At 34.3% G+C, this 26373-nt stretch carries 25 protein-coding genes and 1 tRNA gene; 17 read left to right on the forward strand and 9 right to left on the reverse strand.

Going from position 1 to position 26373, the window contains the following annotated elements; all coding sequences use genetic code 11:
* Positions 1 to 30: 30 nt before the first annotated feature.
* From ACP5Q2_RS03100 to ACP5Q2_RS03115, 4 genes are all read left to right on the forward strand, one after another.
* Positions 31 to 2307, forward strand: coding sequence for an NADP-dependent malic enzyme (locus tag ACP5Q2_RS03100; protein WP_428097118.1), 2277 nt, complete (start codon positions 31 to 33; stop codon positions 2305 to 2307).
* Between the two features lie 121 nt (positions 2308 to 2428).
* On the forward strand, positions 2429 to 4369 hold the full coding sequence (feoB, locus tag ACP5Q2_RS03105; RefSeq protein WP_428097121.1) for a ferrous iron transport protein B: 1941 nt from the start codon (positions 2429 to 2431) through the stop codon (positions 4367 to 4369).
* A complete protein-coding gene (locus ACP5Q2_RS03110) occupies positions 4369 to 4587 on the forward strand; it encodes a FeoA family protein (protein WP_428097125.1) in 219 nt (72 codons plus the stop codon). The genes feoB and ACP5Q2_RS03110 overlap by 1 nt, the downstream gene beginning before the upstream one ends.
* Positions 4571 to 4978, forward strand: coding sequence for a SoxR reducing system RseC family protein (locus ACP5Q2_RS03115; RefSeq protein WP_428097128.1), 408 nt, complete (start codon positions 4571 to 4573; stop codon positions 4976 to 4978). The genes ACP5Q2_RS03110 and ACP5Q2_RS03115 overlap by 17 nt, the downstream gene beginning before the upstream one ends.
* A gap of 55 nt (positions 4979 to 5033) precedes the next feature.
* Here ACP5Q2_RS03115 and ACP5Q2_RS03120 read toward each other — a convergent pair whose 3' ends face one another.
* The gene (locus tag ACP5Q2_RS03120; RefSeq protein WP_424605633.1) at positions 5034 to 5789 is read right to left on the reverse strand and encodes a slipin family protein; all 756 of its coding nucleotides are present in this window, start codon (positions 5787 to 5789) and stop codon (positions 5034 to 5036) included.
* A gap of 76 nt (positions 5790 to 5865) precedes the next feature.
* Here ACP5Q2_RS03120 and ACP5Q2_RS03125 point away from each other — a divergent pair, with 76 nt between their 5' ends.
* The 10 genes from ACP5Q2_RS03125 (at position 5866) to ACP5Q2_RS03170 (ending at position 13132) form a co-directional block, all read left to right on the forward strand.
* Positions 5866 to 6738: a YicC/YloC family endoribonuclease gene (locus tag ACP5Q2_RS03125; protein WP_428097131.1), complete on the forward strand. Its 873-nt coding sequence runs from the start codon at positions 5866 to 5868 to the stop codon at positions 6736 to 6738.
* A 17-nt stretch (positions 6739 to 6755) separates the two neighbouring features.
* Entirely contained in the window at positions 6756 to 7367 is a 612-nt protein-coding gene (gene gmk / locus ACP5Q2_RS03130; RefSeq protein WP_428097134.1) for a guanylate kinase, read from the forward strand.
* Positions 7368 to 7580 carry a DNA-directed RNA polymerase subunit omega gene (gene rpoZ / locus ACP5Q2_RS03135; RefSeq protein ID WP_424605630.1) on the forward strand — a complete coding sequence of 71 codons (213 nt, stop codon included), beginning with the start codon at positions 7368 to 7370 and terminating at the stop codon, positions 7578 to 7580.
* Positions 7573 to 8766 carry a bifunctional phosphopantothenoylcysteine decarboxylase/phosphopantothenate--cysteine ligase CoaBC gene (gene coaBC / locus ACP5Q2_RS03140; protein WP_428097137.1) on the forward strand — a complete coding sequence of 398 codons (1194 nt, stop codon included), beginning with the start codon at positions 7573 to 7575 and terminating at the stop codon, positions 8764 to 8766. The genes rpoZ and coaBC overlap by 8 nt, the downstream gene beginning before the upstream one ends.
* Entirely contained in the window at positions 8763 to 9443 is a 681-nt protein-coding gene (locus tag ACP5Q2_RS03145) for a uracil-DNA glycosylase (protein ID WP_424605628.1), read from the forward strand. Before coaBC ends, ACP5Q2_RS03145 begins: the two co-directional genes overlap by 4 nt.
* Before the next feature lie 103 nt (positions 9444 to 9546).
* Complete coding sequence (locus tag ACP5Q2_RS03150) at positions 9547 to 10749, forward strand: CsgG/HfaB family protein (RefSeq protein ID WP_428097140.1); 1203 nt, start codon at positions 9547 to 9549, stop codon at positions 10747 to 10749.
* Between the two features lie 51 nt (positions 10750 to 10800).
* Positions 10801 to 11907 carry a flagellar assembly protein T N-terminal domain-containing protein gene (locus tag ACP5Q2_RS03155; RefSeq protein ID WP_428097143.1) on the forward strand — a complete coding sequence of 369 codons (1107 nt, stop codon included), beginning with the start codon at positions 10801 to 10803 and terminating at the stop codon, positions 11905 to 11907.
* 92 nt (positions 11908 to 11999) lie between these two features.
* A tRNA-Pro gene (locus ACP5Q2_RS03160) sits at positions 12000 to 12073 on the forward strand.
* 19 nt (positions 12074 to 12092) lie between these two features.
* Entirely contained in the window at positions 12093 to 12530 is a 438-nt protein-coding gene (locus tag ACP5Q2_RS03165) for a FecR family protein (RefSeq protein ID WP_424605625.1), read from the forward strand.
* Positions 12527 to 13132: an OmpA family protein gene (locus ACP5Q2_RS03170; RefSeq protein ID WP_424605624.1), complete on the forward strand. Its 606-nt coding sequence runs from the start codon at positions 12527 to 12529 to the stop codon at positions 13130 to 13132. The genes ACP5Q2_RS03165 and ACP5Q2_RS03170 overlap by 4 nt, the downstream gene beginning before the upstream one ends.
* A 389-nt stretch (positions 13133 to 13521) precedes the next feature.
* On the opposite strand, the gene ACP5Q2_RS03175 is transcribed toward ACP5Q2_RS03170, so the two are convergent.
* From ACP5Q2_RS03175 to ACP5Q2_RS03200, 6 genes are all read right to left on the reverse strand, one after another.
* On the reverse strand, positions 13522 to 14436 hold the full coding sequence (locus ACP5Q2_RS03175; protein ID WP_424605623.1) for a dihydroorotate dehydrogenase: 915 nt from the start codon (positions 14434 to 14436) through the stop codon (positions 13522 to 13524).
* A 1-nt stretch (position 14437) separates the two neighbouring features.
* A complete protein-coding gene (locus ACP5Q2_RS03180) occupies positions 14438 to 15232 on the reverse strand; it encodes a dihydroorotate dehydrogenase electron transfer subunit (RefSeq protein ID WP_428097147.1) in 795 nt (264 codons plus the stop codon).
* 3 nt (positions 15233 to 15235) lie between these two features.
* On the reverse strand, positions 15236 to 18469 hold the full coding sequence (carB, locus tag ACP5Q2_RS03185) for a carbamoyl-phosphate synthase large subunit (protein ID WP_428097151.1): 3234 nt from the start codon (positions 18467 to 18469) through the stop codon (positions 15236 to 15238).
* Positions 18470 to 18546: 77 nt separating this feature from the next.
* A complete protein-coding gene (locus tag ACP5Q2_RS03190) occupies positions 18547 to 19092 on the reverse strand; it encodes an SWIM zinc finger family protein (RefSeq protein WP_428097154.1) in 546 nt (181 codons plus the stop codon).
* Positions 19093 to 19151: 59 nt separating this feature from the next.
* Entirely contained in the window at positions 19152 to 19832 is a 681-nt protein-coding gene (locus tag ACP5Q2_RS03195; RefSeq protein ID WP_424605619.1) for a polysaccharide deacetylase family protein, read from the reverse strand.
* A 21-nt stretch (positions 19833 to 19853) separates the two neighbouring features.
* Positions 19854 to 21440 carry a DEAD/DEAH box helicase gene (locus ACP5Q2_RS03200; protein WP_424605618.1) on the reverse strand — a complete coding sequence of 529 codons (1587 nt, stop codon included), beginning with the start codon at positions 21438 to 21440 and terminating at the stop codon, positions 19854 to 19856.
* Between the two features lie 196 nt (positions 21441 to 21636).
* On the opposite strand from ACP5Q2_RS03200, the gene amrA reads away from it, so the two are divergent.
* A complete protein-coding gene (gene amrA, locus ACP5Q2_RS03205) occupies positions 21637 to 22221 on the forward strand; it encodes an AmmeMemoRadiSam system protein A (protein WP_424605617.1) in 585 nt (194 codons plus the stop codon).
* Here amrA and ACP5Q2_RS03210 read toward each other — a convergent pair.
* A complete protein-coding gene (locus ACP5Q2_RS03210) occupies positions 22218 to 22619 on the reverse strand; it encodes a hypothetical protein (RefSeq protein ID WP_424605616.1) in 402 nt (133 codons plus the stop codon). The genes amrA and ACP5Q2_RS03210 overlap by 4 nt on opposite strands.
* The gene (locus tag ACP5Q2_RS03215; protein ID WP_428097160.1) at positions 22616 to 23911 is read right to left on the reverse strand and encodes a 4Fe-4S binding protein; all 1296 of its coding nucleotides are present in this window, start codon (positions 23909 to 23911) and stop codon (positions 22616 to 22618) included. Before ACP5Q2_RS03215 ends, ACP5Q2_RS03210 begins: the two co-directional genes overlap by 4 nt.
* Before the next feature lie 100 nt (positions 23912 to 24011).
* On the opposite strand from ACP5Q2_RS03215, the gene ruvB reads away from it, so the two are divergent.
* Entirely contained in the window at positions 24012 to 25055 is a 1044-nt protein-coding gene (gene ruvB / locus ACP5Q2_RS03220) for a Holliday junction branch migration DNA helicase RuvB (protein WP_428097163.1), read from the forward strand.
* Complete coding sequence (gene radA, locus ACP5Q2_RS03225; protein ID WP_428097165.1) at positions 25042 to 26370, forward strand: DNA repair protein RadA; 1329 nt, start codon at positions 25042 to 25044, stop codon at positions 26368 to 26370. The genes ruvB and radA overlap by 14 nt, the downstream gene beginning before the upstream one ends.
* The last annotated feature ends 3 nt before the right edge of the window (positions 26371 to 26373 follow it).

A 26373-nucleotide genomic window follows, 5' to 3' on the forward strand; every position in this document is an offset into this window, starting at 1 on the left:
TTATATATCATAAAAATCAGGAGGTAAAAAATGGGAGTAAAACAGAAAGTAACAAAAGAAGAAGCATTGCTTTATCACTCTTCAGGAAGAAAAGGGAAAATTGAAGTGATACCCACCAAACCAACCTTAACCCAAAAAGACTTATCGTTAGCTTATTCTCCTGGCGTAGCTCATCCGTGTCTTGAGATAGAACAAAACCCAGAGCTAGCTTACGAATATACCGCAAAAGGTAATCTTGTGGCTGTTGTCTCAAATGGCACAGCTGTTTTGGGTCTTGGTGATATTGGCGCTCTTGCTGGAAAACCTGTAATGGAAGGGAAGGGAGTTCTTTTCAAAAGATTTGCCGATGTGGACGTTTTTGATATAGAATTAAACTCAAAAAACCCTGATGACATTATAAAAGCCTGTGAGCTTCTGGAACCAACATTTGGTGGAATTAATCTTGAGGATATTAAAGCCCCTGATTGTTTCTATATAGAAGAGGAATTGAAAAAAAGGCTAAAAATTCCTGTCTTTCACGATGACCAGCACGGTACAGCCATTATTGCAACTGCTGCTCTGATTAATGCATTAGAAATCGTCAATAAAAAAATAGATCAAGTAAAAGTGGTAATAAATGGTGCAGGTGCCTCTGCGATAGCAACTGGAAACTTAATCATAAAAGCTGGCGTAAAAAGAGAGAATATTATTCTTTGTGATACAAAAGGTGTGATCTACAAAGGTAGAGTAGAGGGGATGAATAAATACAAAGAAGCCTTTGCTGTTGAAACGGACAAGCGAACTCTAGAAGAGGCTATGGATGGGGCTGATGTATTCATAGGATTATCTGTGAAAGGTGCGGTCACTAAAAACATGGTAAAACTTATGGCGAGAGATCCCATAATAATGGCCATGGCAAACCCTGATCCTGAAATCACACCTGAAGAGGTTTATGAGGTAAGGGGTGATGCGATAGTTGCCACAGGTAGATCAGATTATCCAAATCAAGTGAATAATGTTCTGGGTTTCCCCTTTATTTTTAGAGGGGCTCTTGATGTTAGAGCCACCCAGATAAATGAGGAGATGAAGCTTGCTGCAGTGTATGCACTTGCCAATCTTGCAAAACAGGATGTCCCAGAATCTGTATGTAGAGCCTACGGAGTAAAAAAACTTCAATTTGGCAGAGAATATCTTATACCAAAACCTTTTGACCCGAGAGCTCTTACCACAGTTGCTCCCGCAGTAGCTAAAGCTGCCATAGATAGCGGAGTAGCAAGGGTAATTATTACTAATTGGGAAAAATATAAAGATCAGCTTGAAGCAAGATTATCTGTAGCAAGAGAATTCACAAGACATATTATACAAAGAGCAAGATTTACTCCTAAAAAGATTGTTTTCCCGGAAGGTGAGTATGAAAAGATTATCAAAGCTGCTGTAAAAGTAATCGAAGAAGGCTTTGGAACACCTATTTTACTTGGGGATAAAGATACTATTTTAAAAATAGCCGAAAAAGCAAATTTAAATATTGAAGGTATTGAGATTGTCTGTCCTCAATCATCTCCAAATCTTGATAAATATGCCCAACAACTATTCAAAATGAGACAGAGAAAAGGGGTAACCGAAGTAGAAGCTTACAGACTATTAACAAAAATTACGAACTACTATGGTGCCATGATGATTTTAAATGGAGAAGCAGATTGTCTCGTAACTGGATATTCCAGAGATTACGGTAATTCTGTAAGACCTCTACTTGAAACAATCCCTTTTGAAAAAGATTATAAAACTGTTTCTGGTTCCTATTTCATGATATTCAAAGACAGATTATTGCTGTGTGCTGATACCACTGTAAATCTTGATCCAACAGCTGAACAGCTTGCACAGATAGCCCTCCAATCCGCCGACACTGTTGAAAAATTTGACATAAAGCCAAAGATTGCTATGTTAAACTTTACAAACTTTGGTAGTGTAAAATGTGAAAGGGTAAAAGTAATTCAGGATGCAATCAAATTGGTTAAAGCTAAAAGACCTGATATCATAATAGATGGCGATATGCAGGCAGACACTGCCACCTATGCACCTATCGCTGAAGAGGCATTCCCATTTTCTGAAATAAAAGGTGATGCAAATGTATTAATCTTCCCTAACCTTGAATCAGGTAACATAGCTTATAAATTACTCTACAGAGTTGGTAGTGGAACTGCTATAGGACCTATTCTTCAGGGATTCAAACACTCTGTACACGTTCTCCAGAGGGGTAGTGACGTACACGAAATAGTCTATCTTGCTGCTTATGCAGTTGTGGATGCTTCAATCAAACAAAATATCTAATAATTGGCGGGGCAACCCGCCTTTATTTTTTTGACATAAGTTAAATCTCTTTAACTTTTTTTCTTGACAAACACACCAATTGTTAATAATATAATGGAAATAAAAATCATAGAGGAACGGTATGACTGGACTTAGACATTTTAAAGTATTGCTTATTGGTAATCCAAATGTGGGTAAAAGTGCACTTTTTTATAGGCTTTCTGGTAAATATGTGTCTGTATCAAATTATCCCGGCACAACGGTGGATATCACCAGAGGTAGAACGAAAATCGGAGAACATCACGAGATAGAGTTTATCGATACCCCTGGTTTTTACAATCTTATGACGATAACTGAGGAAGAAAAAGTTACTAAAAAATTGCTTTTAGAAGAAACACCGGACGTCGTCCTACATGTTATTGATGCCAAGAATATCCAGAGAATGCTACCGCTGACACTTCAATTGATAGAAGCTGGTTTACCAGTAATATTGGTATTGAATATGTTTGACGAACTTAAGCATAGAGGGCTTGAAATAAATCTACCCCATTTAGAACATGACCTTGGGATACCTGTGGTTGCAACAGTTGCCACAAAAGGGATTGGAATAGAAAACCTGGTTTCAAGAATAGTTAGTGTTTGTGAAAAGAGATACAATTATCAAAGAATCTCAATTGATTATACAGAAGAACTCTCTAAAAAGATAGATAATATCTGTAATCTATTGTTTAATCAGCATAAAATTTCAAACAGAACAATAGCTGCATTATTACTACAAGGGGATGAAGATAGCCTGGACATGATACGGAATGAAAAGAATTTCAATCAAATTCAGGATATCCTAATGAATGAGAAACAAAATAATTTCAGACTTGAATATGCAAAAATTTTACATGAAAATGCAATGAATATTGTTGAAGAGAATGTCATAATAAAAACAGGTGACAAAGATGGTTTTATCAAAAGTTTAATAGATAACTTCACGATGCATCCAATTGGGGGATTAATAGGTGTCATTATAATATTGTATTTCGGATTTTATAAATTTGTAGGTGGGGTAGGGGCTGGAGTACTTGTGGATTTTATAGAAGGTGACATTTTCGAAGGAATAATAAATCCATATGTTAATAGATTTTTCGATTCTTTATTAGGGAAAACCATATTTTTTGATCTCTTTGCAGGAGAATACGGCGTAATTACACTCGGAATTCGTTATGCTTTTGCAATAGTTCTTCCTGTTGTTTTCTCATTTTTTCTCATGTTTTCAATTCTCGAAGATTCTGGTTATCTTGTAAGACTATCAATGGTCTTAGACAATTTTTTAAAAAAGATAGGTTTGTCTGGTAGATCGGTAATTCCAATGGTCCTTGGACTTGGCTGTGGGACGATGGCTACAGTGGTGACCCGAACACTCGAAACTGTAAGGGAAAGATATATCGTGACATTTCTATTAGCCCTCACCATACCTTGTGCAGCGCAACTGGGTGTTATTTTAGGGCTACTTGGTGGTAATTTTAAATACTTATTGGTATGGTTTATCACCATTGTTATAATATTTTTACTGTCCGGGTTAATATTAAACAGATATTTAAAAGGTAAACCAGCAACATTTTTTATGGAGATACCACCATTAAGAATGCCAATATTAGGAAATGTTTTGATTAAAACATTTTCAAGACTAAAATGGTATGCCCTTGAAGTTATCCCAATATTTATATATATAAGTGTATTGATTTGGGTTGGTAAGATAACTAAAATTTTTGATCTGCTCACCTTTATCTTATCTTATCCCGCCAGATGGGCTGGTTTGCCAGAAAAGATGGGGGAGATATTTCTGTATGGTTTTTTTAGAAGAGATTTTGGGGCAGCTGGACTTTACGATCTTCAAAATTCAATGACACCGGTTCAAACTGTGGTATCTGTGGTAATACTTACATTATTTGTTCCTTGTGTTGCTCAATTCTCAGTTATGATAAAGGAAAGAGGTTCGAAAAATGCTATTCTAATTTTTCTTTTTATAGTACCTTTTGCTTTTTTGGTTGGAATTGTTTTAAATTATATACTTATCTTGGGAGGATTCTAATGAGATTGACAGATGGAAAGATAAATAATATATACATAGTAGAATCTATAGAAATTGTAGATAAAGATGCACTAAATAAAATAAGTTCTATGGGTATATTACCCGGAACAGAGTTGATTTTATTGCAAAAAAAACCTACATTGGTATTTAAAGTGTATAATAGCAGATTTGCCATAGATAACTTCTTAGGAGAAAAAATATATGTCAGAACGCTTTGAAAATATTGGTAAAGTTATAAAAGTTTATGGTGGAGGAAAGGTTGATATTCTTGTGCAGCAGCTTTCTGCCTGTGCATCGTGTCACGCATCCTGCAGTATGGCAGGCGAAAAAGCTGAAAAGATATTTACAGTAAACACCAACTTAGACCTTAAAGAAGGTGACACTGTAAAAGTGTCTATCGATAACTCAAACGTAAAAAAATCAGCAGTAATATCATATCTAATACCCACTGTAATACTCGTATTCTTAGCTACCATTCTACAATATTTAGGAATCAAAGATATTTTTATAGCTTTCAGTTCACTGGGGATATTGGTTTTATATTTTTTAATTCTTAAGTTTATTTTAAAAAACAAAAATGTTGATATTGCGGTGGAAAAAATAAATTAAAAAAAAGGGGGAGGGAATCCCCCCCATAATATTTCTAAAACATCAAACTATTATATTATTGCTCTCTTTCTACTTTCAACCCAAAAGCTCTGAGTAATTCAATAGGAAGAGGGAAAACTATTGTTGAATTTTTTTCTGAAGCAATCTCCGTTAATGTCTGTAAATATCTCAATTGAATTGTAAGTGGATTTTCTGCCATAATTTTACTTGCCTGAGAAAGCTTTTCGGAAGACTGTAATTCACCATCAGCATGTATGATCTTAGCTCTTCTTTCCCTTTCTGCTTCGGCTTGCCTTGCCATCGCCCTCTGCATCTCAATAGGTAAATCGATATGTTTTATCTCTACAGAACTAACTTTTATTCCCCACGGATCGGTCTGTTTGTCAATCACACTTTGAAGCTCCTGATTTATTTTATCCCTATGGGACAGTATTTCATCAAGCTCAAACTGACCTGCAACGCTCCGAAGAGTAGTCTGTGATATTTGACTGGTGGCATAGTAATAGTCTTCCACTTCCAGCACCGCTTTTGAAGGGTTAATCACTCTAAAATACACCACCGCATTCACTTTTATTGATATATTATCCTTTGTAATAACATCCTGTGGTGGAACGTCCATTACCACTGTTCTAAGATTTACCTTTACCATTTTTTCAATATAGGGGATAAGGAGTGTTAGTCCAGGCCCCCTTACATCTACATACCTTCCAAGTCTAAAGATGACACCCCTTTCATACTCTTTTAAAATTTTAAAAATATTTGCAAGTGTTATAATAATTAAAACGAGAAAAAACAGAAACACTGGAAACATATTGACCTCCTTTTTTATTTATTATATTATATAAAAATAAATTTGAAAAAACAATAATAATATTACAGGAAAACATATGATTAAAAGTATGACCGGATATGCAAAAGTTGTTGAAAATTTTGATCCATGTATGATTAAGGTAGAAATAAAAACACTAAATAGCAAATATATGGATAGCAAAATAAAACTTCCAAAGCTATTCAACCATCTAGAAATAAAGATCATAAATTTATTAAAAGATAAGCTTGATAGAGGGAAAATAGACTTAAACGTAGATATTATATACAATAAAACACCAAAAATACCAAGAATTAACAATGAGCTGCTTGCAGAAATAATAAAAATGTTACACTCTATAAGATCAGTACATAATATCGATGATTCAATTAAATTAGAGCATCTACTACATTTTAACGATGTATTAAACTTCTATGAAGATGATGAGCTTGAGGAGGAGATCTCAAAGTATATATTATCTTCTGTGGAACAAGCTATTAATAAGCTTGATGAAATGAGAAGTTTCGAAGGTGAAATGCTTAAAAAAGATATTTTACAAAAACTCGATACTCTAAACTATATAATATATACAATTGAAGAAAAAAAAGATCGTATCTTAGAAGATTTGTTTGAAAAGATAAAAAATAAAATTGAGCTTTTATTAAAGGATGAACCTGATAAAAATAGGGTATATCAGGAAGCAGCCATGTATGCAGAGAGGGGAGATATAGAAGAAGAGGTTACAAGAATTAAATCACATATTTTACATTTTAAAAAGATCATTGAAAATGAGTATCCCGTTGGTAAAAAATTAGATTTTATGTGTCAGGAGTTATACCGGGAGTTTAATACAATTGGTAGTAAAAGTAGCAGTACAGAAATAATTAATATGGTAGTGGAAGGAAAAAACATCGTTGACAAGCTAAGGGAGCAGGTGCAGAATATAGTATAATTTTTACTGGAGTTGAAATGTTTAAAAAAGGTAAGCTTTTTGTTGTAAGTGCCCCAAGCGGTGCTGGTAAAACTACTTTATGTAATAAATTATTACAGGCATATGATGATCTTATTTATTCTGTATCTTATACAACGAGACCCCCCAGATTTGATGAGATAGATGGAAAAGACTATTTTTTTATTACTGTTGAAAAATTCAAAGAGATGATTGATAATAATGAATTTATTGAGTGGGCGGAAGTGCATGGGAACTTGTATGGCACATCAAGAAGATTCATAGAAGAGAATCTAAAAGAAGGTAAAAATATCATACTTGACATCGATCCACAGGGGGCAAGACAGTTGAAATCAAAGATCAACATGGGGATCTATATTTTTATCATTGCTCCATCTATTAAAGATCTTAGAGATCGTCTATATAATAGAAGAACAGAATCGGAGGAAAAAATAAATATTAGACTTATGAACGCAAAAAAAGAGGTTGCATACTACAAAGATTATGATTATATAATAGTAAATAGAGATATTTCAAGTTCTTACAAAGAACTTGAAAGCATTTATGTCACAGAACATTTAAGGACTTCAGATATAGAAAAGATAGAAGATATTTTTAACATGGAGGAATAAATGGCTATTGTGGATATTGAAAAAGGGATTAAAAATGAGTTTGTAAAAAGTAGATTCAGGCTTGTTTTAATGGCAAGCCAGAGGGCAAGAGAACTAATTAATATGAAAGAAAATACTCTTCCACAGCAGGACAATAAATATCAAAAACCCACAACCATAGCTCTGGTAGAAATTGTTGAGAGAAAAATTAAGCCTGTTTTAGTAAATGAGTAATATACTTATTGGTATCACTGGAGGGATTGCGGCCTATAAAATCCCCCAGCTCTGTAGACACTTTTTGCTTAACGGTCACAATGTAAAAGTAATCATGACGGAAAATGCTGCCAAATTCATCTCACCACTTACTTTCGAATCACTAACCGGTAATAGAGTATATACAGATGATTTTGAAATATACATCGAGCCGGAAAATATCAAACATATAAGTCTTTCTGAATGGGCTGATATTTTTATCATTGCACCAGCTTCTGCAAATACAATTGGTAAAATGGCAAATGGCATAGCTGACAATCTACTAACCTCATCAATATTAGCTTACGACAGTGCTAAGCCTATAGTAGTGGCTCCAGCTATGAATAGTAAAATGTATAAAAATAAAATATTTCAGAGAAATCTGGAAGTATTAAAGGAAAATGGCTTTCATATTATAGAGCCTATCACGGGTATCTTAGCATGTAAGGACGAAGGGGTAGGGAAAATGGTGGAGCCAGAGGATATCTATCTGTACTGTAAACAATTTTTGAAAAAATCTGACATGTTAAAGGGTAAAAGGGTACTCGTTACCGCTGGCCCCACAATTGAACACATAGACCCCGTAAGGTTTATTTCAAATAGATCAAGTGGTAAAATGGGTTTTGCAATAGCAGAATCAGCTTTTGAAAATGGAGCTGACGTTACCTTGATCTCTGGACCTACACTTCTTAAAACTTTTGTTCATAAAAAAGAAGTTTCATCTGCAGATGAAATGTATTGGGAAGTAATGAATAGAATAAATGATATTGACATATTGATTATGGCAGCGGCTGTAGCAGATTATAAAGTAGAAAACTATAGTGAAGAAAAGATCAAGAAAAGTTCTGAAAATCTTACATTAAAACTTGTAAAAAATAAAGATATACTAAAAGAAGCATCCAAATTTAAAAGAGATAATCAGATTTTCGTAGGATTTGCTGCGGAATCTCACAATGTCGAGAAAAATGCAATTAATAAAATGAAAGAAAAGAAACTTGATCTTATAGTTGCAAATGATATCTCAAGAAAAGATATAGGTTTTGATTCTAATGATAATGAAGTCAATATATATTTCAATTCTGGAGATAAAATAAAAATCGATAAGATGGATAAAAAGAAAGTAGCGGATAAAATAATAAAAATAATTTCTGACTTAATAATAAGATGATCAAGAAAGAGAATTTTTACAAGGATATATTAGGTATAAACTATTTTTATTGTGATCATAGAGTCAAGTATGAAATTATTGACAAATCGATACTGCATTCTTCATTGAATCTTCAAAACAGTTCTAAGCTCGAGCAGATGCAAAAGGTAATCGAAGAAGTATCATCCTGTTATAAATGCATTTTAGGAAAAACAAGATCAAACGTAGTACCAGGAGAAGGAAATCTGGACGCAGAAATTATGTTTATTGGGGAAGGTCCAGGGGAAGATGAAGACAAGCAGGGAAGACCTTTCGTGGGTAGGGCAGGGCAGCTTCTTACAAAAATGATCGAAGCAATGGGTTACAAAAGAGAAGATGTATACATTGCCAATATAGTAAAATGTCGTCCACCAAACAATAGGGCACCTTTTGATGATGAGGCATTTGCCTGCATTGGGTATATTAAAAAACAGATAGAAATTGTAAATCCAAAAGTAATTATTACTCTTGGTAGCACAGCCACAAAATATCTTCTTAATACAGATAAAAAAATCAGCACAATTAGAGGAGAATTTCAGGATTACAACGGTATAAAAGTTATGCCCACCTTTCATCCATCTTATTTACTAAGAAACCAGTCCATGAAAAAACCAGCATGGGAAGACTTAAAAAAAGTAATGGCATTTTTAAAAAAATAGTGATGAAAAAAATAAGAAAATTTAAAAATTTTATTGAACTTTATTTTTCTCCTGTTATAATCCTATTACAAAGAATATGTGACAATAAAAAAAGGAGGGATTTATGAAATGTTTGAAGTATCTTGTAGTATTCACAGTATTTTTTCTTTTTGCATGTGCTCAACCACCAAAGGTAGATCCAGGTGCACTACAAATCACACCTGCTGATCAAGAGCAGGTGCAGATCCCAACAGTTTGTCAACCTCAGTATCAGGGGAAAAAGTATAAGGTGGCAGTGGTTGATTTTGCCAACAACACCGGATTTGGGGATATGAAAGCGGTAAATACTCAAATACAGGGACAATCTCAAACCACTACAAAATCTGCTGCAGTTGCTGGTGTCGTCGTTGGACCAGGTGCCGCTGGGGTAGGATATGCTGGAGTATCACAGAGGGATCATAAATATTCAGCAGATATAAACACATTTTATCGTGAAATAGCCCCAAATTTAGGACAGTATGCCCAATCTGCGGTGGAAGATGCAATTATGCATATAGGTGGAGTGCAGGTATTCACCAGACAGCAGGTAGGAAAGGTACTTGCGGAGCAAGGTTTTCAGATGAATATGGCAGATCCAAATACTGTTGTCAAATTTGGTAAAATCTCTGGTGTAGATTATATTATAACCGGTACAGTTGATCTAATTAAAGCTCACTATGTTCAGCGTACCAAAACAGATACTAACACTGGCAATGCATGGGTAAATCTGGCATTGAGTTTAACAAAAGCTGCTGTAGATGCTACTACAGTAGGTTGGAATGTCAATACGGAGATGACAGTACAGCTTATTGACGCATCTACAGGTCAATTAATACTCAGTAAAAAGGTTAAAGGTAGAGAACTAGCCGGTGAACAACCTGCATTCAATCCTGAATTAATTGTTAACGCTGCTAAAAAAGCTTTTGGAGAATCTGTTGATGATATAAAGCCAGAATTTTCCGAACTTTTCGGTAGTAAAGCTTATGTTAACCAACTAAGAGGTGGTAAGCAAATAGCTCTTATCAGTCTTGGTAAAAACGATGGGATTCAACCAGGCCAAAAAGTGGAAGCATACGAATTTATGGAAATTTCAGACTTTATGACTAAAAAAACAAGCTGCCAAAAATCAAAAATAGATGTGGAAATGGTTGTTTCAAATCAGGTTGATGAAAATGCTGCTTGGGTTAAAATAGAAGGTAAACCTGAAAATGTAAAAAGAATTAAAATAGGAACCCTTGTAAAAAGAGCACCACTCGAAGGACAAAGTACTTTTAAAAAATTGTTCTAAATATTTAGGGGGGGTTATCCCCCTCTTTTTAACATCTAAAAGGGGTGTGTAATGAAAAAAATATTAGTTGTTATACTATTTTTGCTATTACCTATATTCTTAGTTCATAGCAAAACAGTTACCGCCACAGGGGAAGGCAACATTGTAAATGGAGATGTTGCTTCAGCTAAATTTCAGGCTATTGCAAGAGCCAAATGGGCTGCATTGGAAGCAGCTGCTGGGGTACAGGTGAAAGTAGAAACAGTAATCCAAAACTCTCAGCTTGTGGATGAGGCGATAAAAAATGAGGTTAAAGGTGTAGTAGATAAGTATAAAATAATTGATGAAGGAAAAGATGGTGATGTATATTGGGTTAAAATTTCCGCTGATGTGTCCCCATCAGAAGCTGCAAAAGCAGTAAGTATTTTTGCTAAAAATACTTCTGTGGCCGTTTACATCCCTGTAATCTTTCCAGACAAAAATATTGACGAAACGACAGCCCTTTCAGAAAAAGTTATCAATGAACTATCATTACAGGGTCTTGATGTGGTGGATGTAGCATCTTTAGGAACTAAATACTCACTTACAGAGGTAGAAAATGCACTCAAAACCAGCAATTTCGGTGCTTTTAGAAATATTGCATATCAGTTTTTATCCGGGGCTATATTAATTGGTAAAGTGGATACAACTCTTTCTGCACACCAGGGGAAAAATATTGGATACGGAGTTTCCTTACCTTTTAACGTAGTTACCGGACGGTTAACATATAGGTTGATAGGTGATAAGGATGGTAAAAAAGTCATCGTAGCAAGTGGGTATGTATCAGGAAGAGGGCAGGGCCCCACACCTGAAGATGCAACTCACAACATGCTCGAAAACCTTGCATCCAATGTTTCTAATGAATTAATCTCAACAGTAGTAGAAAAGATAAAGGGACAAAATAAGAAAACTATCGAAGTGGTACTTGCTGGCAATACAAACTTGAATAATTTGTTAGAGCTGAAAAATGACTTACAATACATTAGTTGGGTGCTTAATGTAACTGATAAGGGTGTTGACAAAGTATTGGTTGAATATCCTGAAAAATCGATATATCTGGCAAATGCAATAAAAAATTTAAATAAATACGAATTAAAAACATTCGATAAATACAGGATTGTAATCGAAAAAATCAGATAAATAAATCATGGAGGCAGTAGTGAAGATATACCTGCCTCCGTAACCATTTTTATGTTGATAATTTCTGAAAATTGTTTTATATATTTAAATATCGGGGCGTGGCGCAGCCTGGTAGCGTACACCCTTGGGGTGGGTGTGGTCGCTGGTTCAAATCCAGTCGCCCCGATTTTGAAAGGAGTTTAGTTATGAGGTTATTTTTAATAATTATTGGTTTCTTGCTTACATTGAATAACCTTTTTGCTGAAACAGAATCAATTGGTAAAATAAAATCTTTAAAAGGTACTGTCTCCATTTTAAGAAATGGGACAAATATTTCTGCTAAATTGGGGACAAAATTACAGGTTAAAGATGAGATAGTTACAAGTAAAAATTCAGATTGCAGTATATTATTCAAAGATAATACAATGATAACTCTGGATGAAAATACTACTTATATTATAGTAGCCTATGATTATAATCCCATAAAATCAAATTATGAACTTAAAGGGGAAGTAAAAACTGGAAAAATACTTTTCAACTCTGGCAAAATACCAAAGATAGCTTCAAATAAAGTAAATATCAAAACACCCTCAGCTATCATCGGTGTAAAGGGTACTAAATTTGTTGTGGAGGTGAATAAATGACACCTCTTACATTATTTGCAATTAGCACAGCTATTGTTATTACATTAGGATCTATAAAAGAAAATAAATCTGATAAAATTTGTCTATTGGCAGATGATGATGGTAAAATTGGAAAAGTTATCGTAAAAAATGAGACAACAGAAAAATTGATCGATAAAGAAAAATATTTAATTGAAATAAAAGATAATAAGATTGCTGATCCAATAAAAATTGATGAAAAGGAATTTGAAAAACGTTTTGGTAATTTATTAAAAGCAGAAGCGCAAAGACCTAAAACATTTATACTATATTTTGAAACTGGAAGTGATAAGCTAACTGAAGAAAGTAGTAATATGATAAAAGAAATAATAAATGAAATAAAAAACAGAGAAAATCCTGAGTTAGAAATTATTGGTCACACAGATAGTGTTGGTGAAAAAGAAGCAAATTATATGCTTGGTTTAAAAAGAGCTGAATCGGTGAAAAACATATTAACATCTCAAGGTGTGGAGACAGGTATGGAAATTGAATTGTCTTCATTAGGGGAAGATAACCCCCTGATACAAACCCCTGATGAAACACCAGAACCTAAAAATAGAAGAGTTGAAGTTATTGTTAAATAGCAATAATATCCTGAAATTCTTAATCAATTATATTTATCTACTGGCATTTAAGCTATAATCTAACATTTTTCATTGAGTTATAAATAAAAATGATATTTTATAAATTTGTCATCTCATCCTACCCATAACAAAGGATCTCTGAAAATACCAGTGATATTCCGGATTTTCACAATTCATATAAGAAATAAATCTACTCAACTTAACATAATATATCTTATCGGACGTTTATTTTATAGAAAACAAATAATCTCTAATTTAAAATAACAATGAGATTCTTTGAGTTTTTATCCCTTAAAATGGTAGGCGTTTCTTGTAGAGTTCTTCATATAAAAAATTAATTGCTGTCAGATTTATTTTTTAATTTACTAAAAAATATATTATGCCATTGTTTAAATCTCAACCTTTCCAGTCAATTCTGATATATTTCTTATATTGTTACATTTTAAGTAATTATCCAGTTCATCAATTATTTTTATAGGTATCTCAGGATCAACAAAATTTGCCGTACCAACCTGCACTGCAGATGCACCAGCTAAATAAAACTCTATCACATCTCTATAATTCATTATACCACCTATTCCTACTATAGGTATCTTTATAGTTTTGTACAACTCATAAACCATTCTGATGGCTACAGGTTTTATGGCAGGGCCACTCAAACCTCCTGTTATATTAGATAAAAATGGCTTTCTTGTGTTAATATTGATTGCCATGCCGAGTAATGTATTGATGGCGGAGATGGCATCTGCCCCGGCCTCTTCCGCAACTTTACCGAATACCTTTATGTTTGTAACATTTGGTGACAGTTTTACTATAAGTGGTTTATTTTTCATCACTTTTTTGCAATTATAAACTACTTCATATGTCATTTTAGGATCAGTACCAAAAGCTATACCCCCCTCTTTTATATTGGGGCATGAGATGTTCATCTCAAGCATATCAACATCTTCCCCATCCAATACCCTGGCCACTTCGATATACTCCTCGAGCGTCTTGCCCCAGAAATTTACAATTATTTTTGTATCATACTTTCTTAATGCAGGTAATTTTTCTTTAATAAACCTCTCAACACCAACATTTTGAAGACCAATAGCATTCAACATACCTGCCGAAGTTTCCATAATCCTCGGCATAGGATTACCTTTGACCTCTTTTAGAGATATCCCTTTTACAGATATTCCACCCAACTTGTTCAAATCGATATGGTTGGCGTATTCAAGACCATAACCAAATGTACCACTTGCTGTAATGATTGGATTTTTAAATTCCACTCCACACAAATTTATCTTTAAACTTTCAATCATATCAACCTCTACAAACTGATTCCCAAATTACTTTTGAACCATCAAATATTGGTCCTTCCACGCAACATCTTTTTTGGATCTCATTCCCATCATTATCCCTTACATATACAATACATCCAAGGCAGGCACCAAGACCACATGCCATTCTTTCATCAAGAGATACTTCCACAGCCTTACCTGAGTTTATACATATCTTTGATACTGCCTCTAACATTTTTTTGGGTCCACAACTATATACATAATCGTAATAATCAATATTTTTTATAAATGGCTCTGTGACAAGACCTTTCAACCCTTTGGATCCATCATTGGTGGTTACAACAATTTCATCCACAAACTTTTCAAATTTATCAAGAAAAATAATGTCGGTTTCTGATTGCCCACCAAAATAAAGGGTTATTTTGCAGTTATTATTTTTTAATCTCTTGGCAAGAAAATATAACGGAGCAATACCTATTCCACCACCCACAAGTGCAACATTTTTTTTATTTTGAATTGTAAAGCTATTACCCAGAGGTGAAGAAAACTCAATTTTCGAACCTTTTTTGAATGTAGAAAGTAGCATTGTTCCTTTACCAACAATCATATATAGAATACTAAAATCCCCTGAATCGTAATCTACATCACATACTCCAAAAGGCCTTCTCAATATGGGATCATTAATATAGTCATATTCTTTCGACTGTACCATCAAAAACTGCCCCACTTTAGCATTTTCAACAAAATCTTTATTATTTATTATCATATAATAATATTTATCGTTTAACTTTATGTTTTCAACTACAGTTCCAATCATATGCTACCTTCTTATCTGAATATAATAATTCTGCAATGATGTCACATTTAAATTTTCATTAAAATAATCTTTGATGCCTAATATGGATGCTTCCGCAGCTTCAATTGTAGTAACATAAGGAACGTTGTAACTTAATATAGCCCTTCTGATGGAAGTGGAATCCAATCTGGATTTTTTACCATGTGGAATGTTTATAACAAATTTGATCTCCCTATTTTTTATCAGATCTACAATATTTGGTCTACCATCCTGAACCTTTTTCACAAACTCAACGTTTATACCATTTTCTCTTAAAAGATTGTATGTCCCAGCGGTAGCAACAATATTAAATCCAAGACGGTCAAATTCTTTTGCAATCGGAATAATATCTTTTTTAACTGAATCTTTTACACTTATAAATACCTTTCCGGACCTTGGAAGTTTATTACCAGCAGCCATCTGTGCTTTGTAATATGCCTTACCAAAAGTGACATCTATTCCCATAACCTCACCGGTTGATTTCATTTCTGGCCCAAGAATAGGATCTGTACCGGGGAACTTCACGAATGGAAAAACAGCCTCTTTTACGGTAAAAAATGGTATATCTACCTCATTGGTGAATCCTAAATCTTTGAGCTTTTGCCCAACCATAACCTTAGCTGCAAGCTTTGCAAGGGGTACACCTATTGTTTTGCTAACAAAAGGAACCGTTCTTGATGCCCTTGGATTAACCTCGAGAATATAAATATCATTATCTTTTATAGCAAATTGAATATTCATTAAACCAGATACTTTAAGTTCATAAGCTAATTGTTTGGTAATTTTTATAACTTTTGCCTTGATATCTTCAGAAATAGTTCTTGGTGGTATCGAACAAGCTGAGTCACCTGAATGGATACCGGCTTCTTCAATGTGCTGCATTATACCAGCCACCACAACAGTTTCACCATCAGAAATGGCATCCACATCCAATTCAATAGCATTATCGAGGAATTTATCTATCAATACTGGGTGCTTTTCACTTGCTTCCACCGCAAATTTCATATAGTTGGCCAAAGATTCTCTATCATATACTATCTCCATTGCCCTTCCACCTAACACGTAAGATGGACGTACAACCACAGGATAACCGATCTCTTCTGCAATTTTGAAAGCTTCTTCGGGATTTCTGGCTATTCCATTATTGGGCTGCAAAATACCCAATTTTTCCACCAATTTTTTAAATCTTTCCCTATCTTCGGCAATATCAATACTATCTGGTGAGGTACCTAGAATCCTAACCCCTGCTTTTTCAAGTGGAACTGAGAGTTTTAAAGGGGTCTGGCCCCCAAATTGAACTATCACGCCAACAGGTTTTTCCTTATCTATTATATTTAATACGTGCTCCTTAGTTAAGGGCTCAAAATAAAGTCTATCTGACGTATCATAGTCAGTGGAGACTGTTTCAGGGTTGCAATTTATCATAATCGTTTCATAGCCTATTTCCGAAAGAGCATAACAAGCATGTACACAGCAATAATCAAACTCTATCCCCTGCCCTATTCTGTTTGGACCACCTCCTAAAATAACAACTTTTTTTCTTTCTGTAACGCCAGCCTCACACTCTTTTTCATAAGTAGAATAAAGATATGGAGTAAACGACTCAAACTCTGCAGCACATGTATCAACCCTTTTATAAACCGGAATAACATTCAAGCTTCTTCTCTTAAAAGCAATATCATCCTCAGTGCAATTCATCAGTTTTGCAAGTCTATTATCCGAAAAGCCGTATTCTTTGTATTTACGTAACTCTTCAGGCATCAGCGTATCTATTTTTTTTCTCTTTATCTCCTCTTCCATATCTATAATCTGCTTAATATTATTTAAAAACCACCTATCAATGTATGAATAGTTATAAATCTCATCAATACTCATACCTGCCCTAAAAGCTTCACCTATATACCACATCCTTTTGTCCGTGGGTCTTTTCAGATATGAAATTATTTCATCAATAACTTCCGGTTTACCATAGTCATTTCTATCAAATATCTCATCAAAGCCGGTTTTACCAATTTCAAGAGAATTTATAGCCTTCTGCAGAGCTTCTTTAAATGTTCTACCTATGGCCATAACTTCACCCACAGATTTCATCTGTGTGGTCAAAGTATCATCTGTCCCTGGAAATTTTTCAAATGTAAATCGTGGAAATTTCACCACACAATAATCTATTGTAGGCTCAAAAGATGCTGGAGTTTTCTTTGTGATATCGTTTGGTATTTCATCGAGTGTATAACCAACGGCTAATTTTGCTGCAATTTTTGCAATAGGAAATCCAGTGGCCTTTGAAGCAAGTGCAGAACTTCTTGAAACTCTTGGATTCATCTCAATTACAACCTGCCTACCAGTTTTGGGATCTGTGGCAAATTGGACATTCGAACCACCAGTATCCACACCTATTTCCCGCATTATTTTTATGGCAGCATCCCGCATATATTGATACTCTTTGTCTGTAAGGGTTTGGGCTGGAGCAACGGTAATACTGTCTCCTGTATGAACACCCATAGGGTCGAAATTTTCTATGGAACATATTATCACAACATTGTCTTTAAGATCCCTCATTACTTCCAATTCATATTCTTTCCATCCTATTATTGACTCCTCCACAAGAACTTCACCCACAGGTGACGCCTCAAGCCCCCATTCAAGATAACGTTTGTATTCCTCCATATTGTAGGCCACATTACCACCTGTACCACCTAAAGTAAAAGATGGCCTTATGATAGCTGGAAAACCGATGTAAACAATTGCATCCATGCCCTCTTCAAAAGATTTCACATAAGCACTTTTAGGCATCTCAAGACCAATCTTATGCATGGCTGCTTTAAAAAGCTCTCTATCCTCTGCTTTTTTGATGGCATCAACCTTAGCCCCTATGAGCTCAACGTTATATCTATCAAGGACTCCCTGCTTATGAAGATCCAGTGCCAGATTAAGAGCCGTTTGACCACCAACCGTTGGTAAGATAGCATCAGGTCTTTCTTTTTCAATAATCTTTTCGGCACATTCCACCGTTAGTGGCTCTATATAAGTTGCATCTGCAAATTCAGGGTCAGTCATAATTGTAGCAGGATTTGAATTTATCAAAATCACTTTATAACCTTCCTCTTTTAACGCTTTTAGAGCCTGAGTACCAGAATAATCAAATTCACATGCCTGACCAATTACAATTGGTCCTGATCCAATTATCATTATTTTGTTGATATCTGTTCTTTTGGGCACATTTTCCTCCATTTGATACTAATCTTATAAAAGGCAAAACACAGAAAAAAAGCGGGTTTTTATACCCGCTTTATATATTATTTAAATTGCAATCTTTTCTCCAATAGATACATGCACGAAAGCTTTATCGGATCGGTAAGAATATGGTGTTTGTTACTCTGGTCATCTTTAACAATTGCCAAAAGCTGCTGTACGGAGATACCGAGCAACTCTGATAGTTGAGCTACAGTAATACAACACCCTCTTAAATCTTCTAATAAATCTTTTAATTTAACTGTTTTAACATAGTATTGGAGCTCTTCAAAAGATGATATTTTTGTTCTATCAGGAATGTGATCTAATTCAAAAACCCAAGGAGTGTATATATATGTAAGGCCAAGAGCTGCAGCATGTTTGCAGAATGAAGTTTTTGCGGTATCACAATCACACTTATACTGAATAGGATCTGTATCTATTTTTAACTCCACATTATATATGCCGTGGTTACCTTTTATTGTACCTTTTAAGACTGAACCTTCTATCTTACAGTTGTTGAATTTGCCTATATAATTCTCAGCTCTTTGGATAATCAAAGTTGTAGCACTATTTCTAAGCTGATCTTCGGTTAATTTAAATAGCTGCATCGGCTTTTCCTCCTTTGTATTATTGGCTTATTTCATTATAAAATGTATTTTCAAAAACTTCAATTGAATTTTTCATTTTTTAAAAAATTTTCTAACAATTCCAGATGGTACCCTTCACTATTCAAATAGTTTATTATCTGTGGTAATGCCTCTGAAGTATGCCAGCCTCTACCATTTATATGAAAAATCATAATAGACCCACGTTTTACATTTCTCTTTACCTTTTCAAAGATTAGATCTGAAGTCATTTTTTTATCAGGATCTCCAGACTCAAAACTCCAGTGAACCACCCTGTAACCCAAATCTTCAACTAATTTTAAACTTCTATTGTCATAATTCCCACCCGGAAATCTAAAAAGGCTAGGTTTCTTCCCGGTTATCTCCGCAATCAACTGAGACGTTTTATTTAGATCCATCTCAATATCAGCATCTGTCATTTTTTCCATGTGGAGATTGTGATCATAAGAGTGATTTTGAATTGAAAAAAAATTGTATTTTGATATCTCTGATAATGTCTCTCTATTTCTATTTGCAAATTTACCACTTATGAAAAAAGTAGCAGGTATTTTATTTTTTATCAGAAAATCTAGTATCTTTTTATCGAAATATGAAGGTGTTTTAGTCTCACACGCATCAAAAGTGAGGAAGACCACCTTTCTATATGAAGGTAAAAAAGTGATCACCTCTGCAGGTAAAGATACGGCAATAATTAAAAAAAGTAATATTAACTTTAATTTCATAAATTAATCTAAACTATCACTTTATCTTTTTGCTTCTTTTGCTATCTCCACAAGAGGTCTTTTACCCCTATTCTGCTTTTTAAATATGTTTACAATATAGGTTGCATCTTCATAAGGTACACTTATGAAAGAAAATTTATCAAATACTTTAACCTCTTTTATATCTGATTCTTTTATACCAGTCTTATCAACAATAAAGTCCACAATTTTTTTGGGTGTCATATTTTCGAGCTTACCCATTGCAATAAATAGCCTTGCCTTACCTTTTTTATCAACATTTGAAACTTCCGAAATTTCAGAATAGCTACCAGCCTCAAAGTCATCCCTGTAATTCATCTTTAACAAAGCTGCTACAATTTTTACAGGATCGTATTCTTCAAGAAGTTTATTGGCAAGTTCAAAATAGTCATTTGACATATTATCGCTTAAAATATCTGAAACTTCATCCTTTATCCTCTCTTTTTTGGCTTGAATTACTTCACTAACAGAGGGCACTTTTTTCTTCTTTATATCAGCTTTTGCAATTTTCATAATGTACAACAACTTACGATATTCCTCTGGAGTCACAAATGTGATAGCGGTTCCTTCTTTCCCTGCCCTTCCTGTCCTACCAATACGATGTACGTAGGATTCTGGATCTTGAGGCAGAGAATAGTTTATTACATGTGTTAGGTCACTGATATCTATACCTCTTGCAGCAACATCCGTAGCCACAAGCATGTTAATCTGCTTAGCCTTAAACCGTTTTAGTATCCTCTCCCTCTGATACTGAGAAATATCCCCGTGAAGAGCTTCCGCATTGTAACCCCTATCAATGAGTCTATTGCAAACGGTATCTACATCAACCTTCGTTCTACAGAAAATTAGTCCATAAAATTCTTTTTCCATATCTCTTATTCTGCAAAGAGCTTCAAATTTGTCCTCTTCTCTAACTTGAAAATATATCTGCTCTGTAAGTTCTGTGGTAAGCTGTTTTGTTTTGACAGCTAAAACCTCATAATCTTTCATATATTTTTTAGCTATATTCAAAATCTCTTTGGGCATTGTTGCAGAAAAGAGAAGCATTCTTTTATCTTCATTGGTATGTTTTATAATCTCTTCAATATCTTCAATAAACCCCATATTTAGCATTTCATCTGCTTCATCCAAAACCATAAATTTTAATTTATTTAATCGCAGTGTCTTTCTGTTTATATGGTCTATAACTCTACCCGGCGTACCAACAACTATATGGGCATCATTTTCGAGTCTCCTTAGCTGCAGCTCCATAGACTGGCCACCATATATAGGAACAATATTTAGTCTTTTTTTCCCTTTTAGAGAATTCATCTCTTCCGCCACCTGAAGGGCAAGCTCCCTTGTGGGTGTTAAAACTATCGCCTGTACGAATGGTGATTTGTCATCAAGTAGTTCGATTAAAGGCAACCCAAAAGCTGCTGTTTTCCCCGTACCTGTTTGAGCCTGCCCTACAATGTCCCTTTCCCCCTGTAATAATTTAGGTATAACCAATTCCTGGATAGGTGTAGGCTCTTCAAAACCCTTTTTTGAAAGGGCTTTAAGTACATTTTCGGATAGCCCTAGTTCTTTAAATTTTGTTAATTCATTCATTATAATTTCTCTCCTTTATTGCAACGCATATTCTATGCGAAGTCAAACTTACATAATATATACTTTTTATCAGAAATAGCAATAAAAAATTTATTACTATTCCTTGGTAATTAATTTTAACCCATTTATTTTATTGCAATTTAGTATTGTCATTTCAATGGTGTCAATGTATAATAACATAAAAGGGAGGTAGAGTATGTACAATTTGTCTTCAGAAGCCAAGAAAATTCTACTATTTACTGCCAGAAAAACATTGGAAAACAGTTTTGATAAAAAAGAAAGTACACAAAAGATACTCGATGATATTAAAAACAAATTGGATGATCGTCTTTATAATGAGATTTCAATAAAATGTGGCTGCTTTGTTACACTACACAAATTCGGTGAATTAAGGGGTTGTATAGGAACATTTAGAAATGATAAAAAGCTTTATGAAGTTGTTTCTAATATGGCAATTCAAGCCGCATTTCATGATCCAAGATTTTCACCACTTGAAAAAGATGAATTAAAAGATATCGAAATTGAGATTTCTGTTCTCACACCTATGGAAAGATTGGAAAATTTTGAAGATATAGTAATTGGAAGAGATGGTTTATACGTAAGAAAAGGATTCTATTCTGGGGTTTTGCTACCGCAGGTGGCCACCGAGCAAGGATGGGATAAAAATCAATTTATATCCTATACATGTATGAAAGCTGGATTACCACCAGATATCTGGAAAAAAGATGAAATAGAACTGTATCGATTCAGTGCTATAGTTTTTAGTGAAAGGGATTTTTAGGCAGATCTAAAATATTTTAGCTCTAATTCTTTTTTCTGCTCCAGAAGATATCCAGTGACGTAAGCGGGGTTTAAGTCTTCTATGGATCTAAATAGGTTACCAAAGATATACCAGTAATGTAAGGCATTTTTATCCTTATTTATCATAAGCTTTGAAGGTGAAAAATCTTTATTTTCTACCACAGACATATCATCTAAATCCATAACAATCTCATTAAACGAGTTTTTTTCGCTTCCTTTTAAAAACACTATATAACAAATAGGTTCAAAAAGATTTTCCGGAAGAGAGCTTTCCACTTTTATCGCATAATCAGCTTCTTTAGCAGTTATCAAAAAAAGCTTCAGGATGAGATTCAGCAATTCTCTATTTTGACCAATGAAAAATATCTTATAATTCATTTTATGGCTCCGTAAGGGCAGTATAATTCACATAATTTACAACCAACACAGAGATTTTCGTTTACAGAAATCGTGCCATTATTCTCAAACAATGCTGGGCAATAAGACCCCTCAACACAATGTAATTTTTCATTCTTTCTTATACAAACACATTTTTTGGGATTGACTTTTAAAACTGAACTTTTTTGAATATTTTCGCAACTATATGGAAATACAGCATTTTTCTCTTTAAATTTATATGGTTTAGAAATTGAAGGTAAACCAAAGCTATTTTTCAAACCGTCATTAAGAAAGAAATATTCAAAGTTTTTCAAATAATCGATCATGCTGGATTTTAGATTTGATAAATTACCTACGAACAGTATATTTGAAGAAGGTTTATTTAAAGTAAACCCTATTACATTATCTAGAGTGCTATTCTTAAATCCAAAAACTCTTCTTATGGTTGGACAATTTATATCGGTAACCAATATTTTATTCTCAAAACCGACGTTCTTTTTAATCAATAAAAAGGGACATCCTGGACAGAAATAATTTTTTACAATTCTCTGATTTTCAGTGGAAACGTCATAAAAATCTAAAGCTATTTCTCTGAGTTTTGTTATACTCTCCCAGAAATGGAGATCTCTACTGTCAATTTGAATAGTTTTCCCTTCTATTATGGAATCCATAACAAAAGGCACATAAAACTTGAGAAATTTTCCATCACTATCACCAAAAGATATCAACCCATCCCCTTCAAATATATCGACAAATCTCTTTTCAAGATACTCAAATATTTTATTATACTGAGCGAGTGTGTGATTCGTGTTTATCTTTTTAAAAGTATCTGATGTAATTGTGGCAGATACCCTTTCTGATGATAGATCAACAGATTCAACTTCATAAAAATTATGTATCGCATTTTCGTTGATACATAACATCACAGGTATTTTAAACTCTTCTGAAACTTTTAATGCAGTATTAAACCTTTCAAATATATTCGAGATACTACGGCAAAATACCACCGGAACCATTGGATCTATCGGCAAAATAGTGGAGATAAAAACAGCCCCACCCTTCAATTCTACATTGGATCTGGGAGATATGCTTGAATGGTATATACCAACTACGTTATTACCTACCACAGCAGCCGAAAGCAGTAGTTCCACAGATGTTTTCACATCTATCTGCTTACTTACAGCCTTATTTTTGAAAGGTAAAGGGAAATTTTGCTCAACGTAGATAACACTAAAGTATCCCCTACCCAACAAATCATTTAAGATCTCAAAACCTGTCTTTATACGCATCATTGTTTCTGTTTAATACATTTTTTACTATTTTTCAACTATTTTATTTTTTGAAATTTTAAAGTATGTTGATTTTTTTACAAAAATCGGTAATAATCAAAAGATGAATAATGATATTTTTTCAAAAGAAAAACTTGGTGAAGATGTAACAAACAATCACATTAGACCCAAAAGATTTACGGAATATGTAGGGCAGAAGAAGATTATTGAAAATCTGAAAATATTTGTAGAAGCAGCAAAGCTCAGAAATGAACCTTTAGACCATACTCTGTTCTACGGCCCACCAGGGCTTGGTAAAACCACCCTTGCGAATATTATATCCAATGAGATGAATGTTAATATAAAATCCACCAGTGGTCCTGTAATTGAAAAACCTGGGGATCTGGCGGCAATCCTCACCAATATATCAGAAGGGGATGTTCTTTTTATCGATGAAATCCATAGATTACACTCAAGCGTTGAGGAGATTCTATATCCAGCAATGGAGGATTTTCAATTGGATATAGTGATAGGTCAAGGACCTTCAGCCAGAACGATAAAGATAGATCTGCCAAAGTTTACTCTTGTGGGGGCCACCACAAGAATCGGACTACTGACATCACCATTGAGGGATCGTTTTGGAATGGTTTTTAAATTGGATTTCTATTCAGAAGAGGAATTAATTTCCATAATTAAACGTGGTTCGGCTATTTTAAACTGTACTATAGATGAGTCTGCTGCAGTAGAGATAGCCAAAAGAAGTAGAGGAACTCCAAGGATAGCCCATAGGATTTTACGAAGAGTAAGAGACTTTGCACAGGTTATGAATAATGGCTATATAAGCATAGATATCGCCAAATTGGGGCTTGAACGGCTTGAGATAGATGATCAAGGTCTAGATAAAGCTGATAGAGCATACTTAAATACAATCATCGAAAAATATGATGGTGGGCCGGTTGGCCTTGATACGCTGTCTGCTACCCTATCAGAAGAAAGGGATACACTGGAAGATGTAACAGAGCCTTATTTGATATTCAAAGGGTTTATCAAAAAAACACCCAGAGGGAGAATAGCCACAAAATTAGCTTATGAGCACTTAAGAATAAAGTATTATCCTAAGGCACTTGAGATAACCGATTTTTTAGAGGAAAGGGATGGCGAAGATTAAAAGCCACTTTGTTTGCAACCAATGTGGTGCGATATCCCCTAAATGGGTGGGAAAATGTACTGAATGTGGAAGCTGGAATAGTTTCACTGAGGAGATTATAGATACAAAAGAAACCAAAAACCAATCTACGCCAAAAAATATACCAATCAAAAAACTATCATCCATTAGTGGAATAGAAGTGGATAGATTTATTACAGGCATAAAAGAATTTGATCAGGTTTTAGGTGGGGGAATTGTAAAAGGATCTGTCATCCTCATAGGTGGTGAACCTGGCATCGGTAAATCCACCATAATTCTTCAGATTTCAGCTATACTAACTAACAAAAGAAAAAAGGTCATATACTTTTCTGGAGAGGAGTCATATTCTCAGATAAAGATAAGAGCAGATAGATTAGGGATTGGCAATATTGAATTGGATATCGTTTCCACAAACAGCTTTGAAAATATTCAGGAAATATTAAAATCTAATTTTTATGACTATGCAATCATCGATTCCATCCAAACATTTTATTCAGAAGAGATATCTTCGGCCGCTGGAACGGTAAGTCAGATAAAACATATAACACACAACCTTGTGGAAATTGCTAAAACCATTGGTACAACAATATTTATAATAGGTCAGGTAACGAAAGAAGGAAGCATTGCCGGCCCCAAAGTGCTGGAACATCTCGTGGATACAGTATTATACTTTGAAGGTGATTACAATAGAGGCATTAGAATCTTACGATCTGTGAAAAACAGATTTGGCCCCACAAACGAAGTGGGATTCTTTGAGATGTCTGACAAAGGATTGAAGGAAATTTCCTATAAAGAGCTTCTTATATCCAGTTCAAACTACTCTGGCAGAGCTCTCACCAGTGTAATGGAAGGAACGAGATTTTTCCTCGTGGAGGTGGAATCTCTGGTCACCCCGACATTTTTTAATTTTTCAAAGCGGATAGCAAACGGTTTTGATCTAAATAGACTAAATATGATTGCTGCAATTTTAGAAAAACGTGGCGGTTTAAACATTGCAAATCATGATATCTATCTGAGCATTGCCGGAGGACTAAAGATAAATGAACCCGCTGCTGATCTTGCGATATCAGCTTCACTTATTTCAGCTTTTAAAAATACTCCTTTACCAGAATCCTCCATCTTCATAGGTGAAGTAAGCCTTACCGGAGAAGTTAGACAGGTATCAAATCTTAAAAATCGTATAAATGAAGCTTTAAAACTAAACATTAAAAATATATTTGCACCTGGAAAAATAGAAGAGAAAGATTTAAACTTTTATAGTATAAACAACATCATAGATCTAATAAAATACCTTTAGGAG

The sequence above is a fragment of the Calditerrivibrio sp. genome (assembly GCF_049968475.1).
Lineage (GTDB): Bacteria > Chrysiogenota > Deferribacteres > Deferribacterales > Calditerrivibrionaceae > Calditerrivibrio > Calditerrivibrio nitroreducens_A.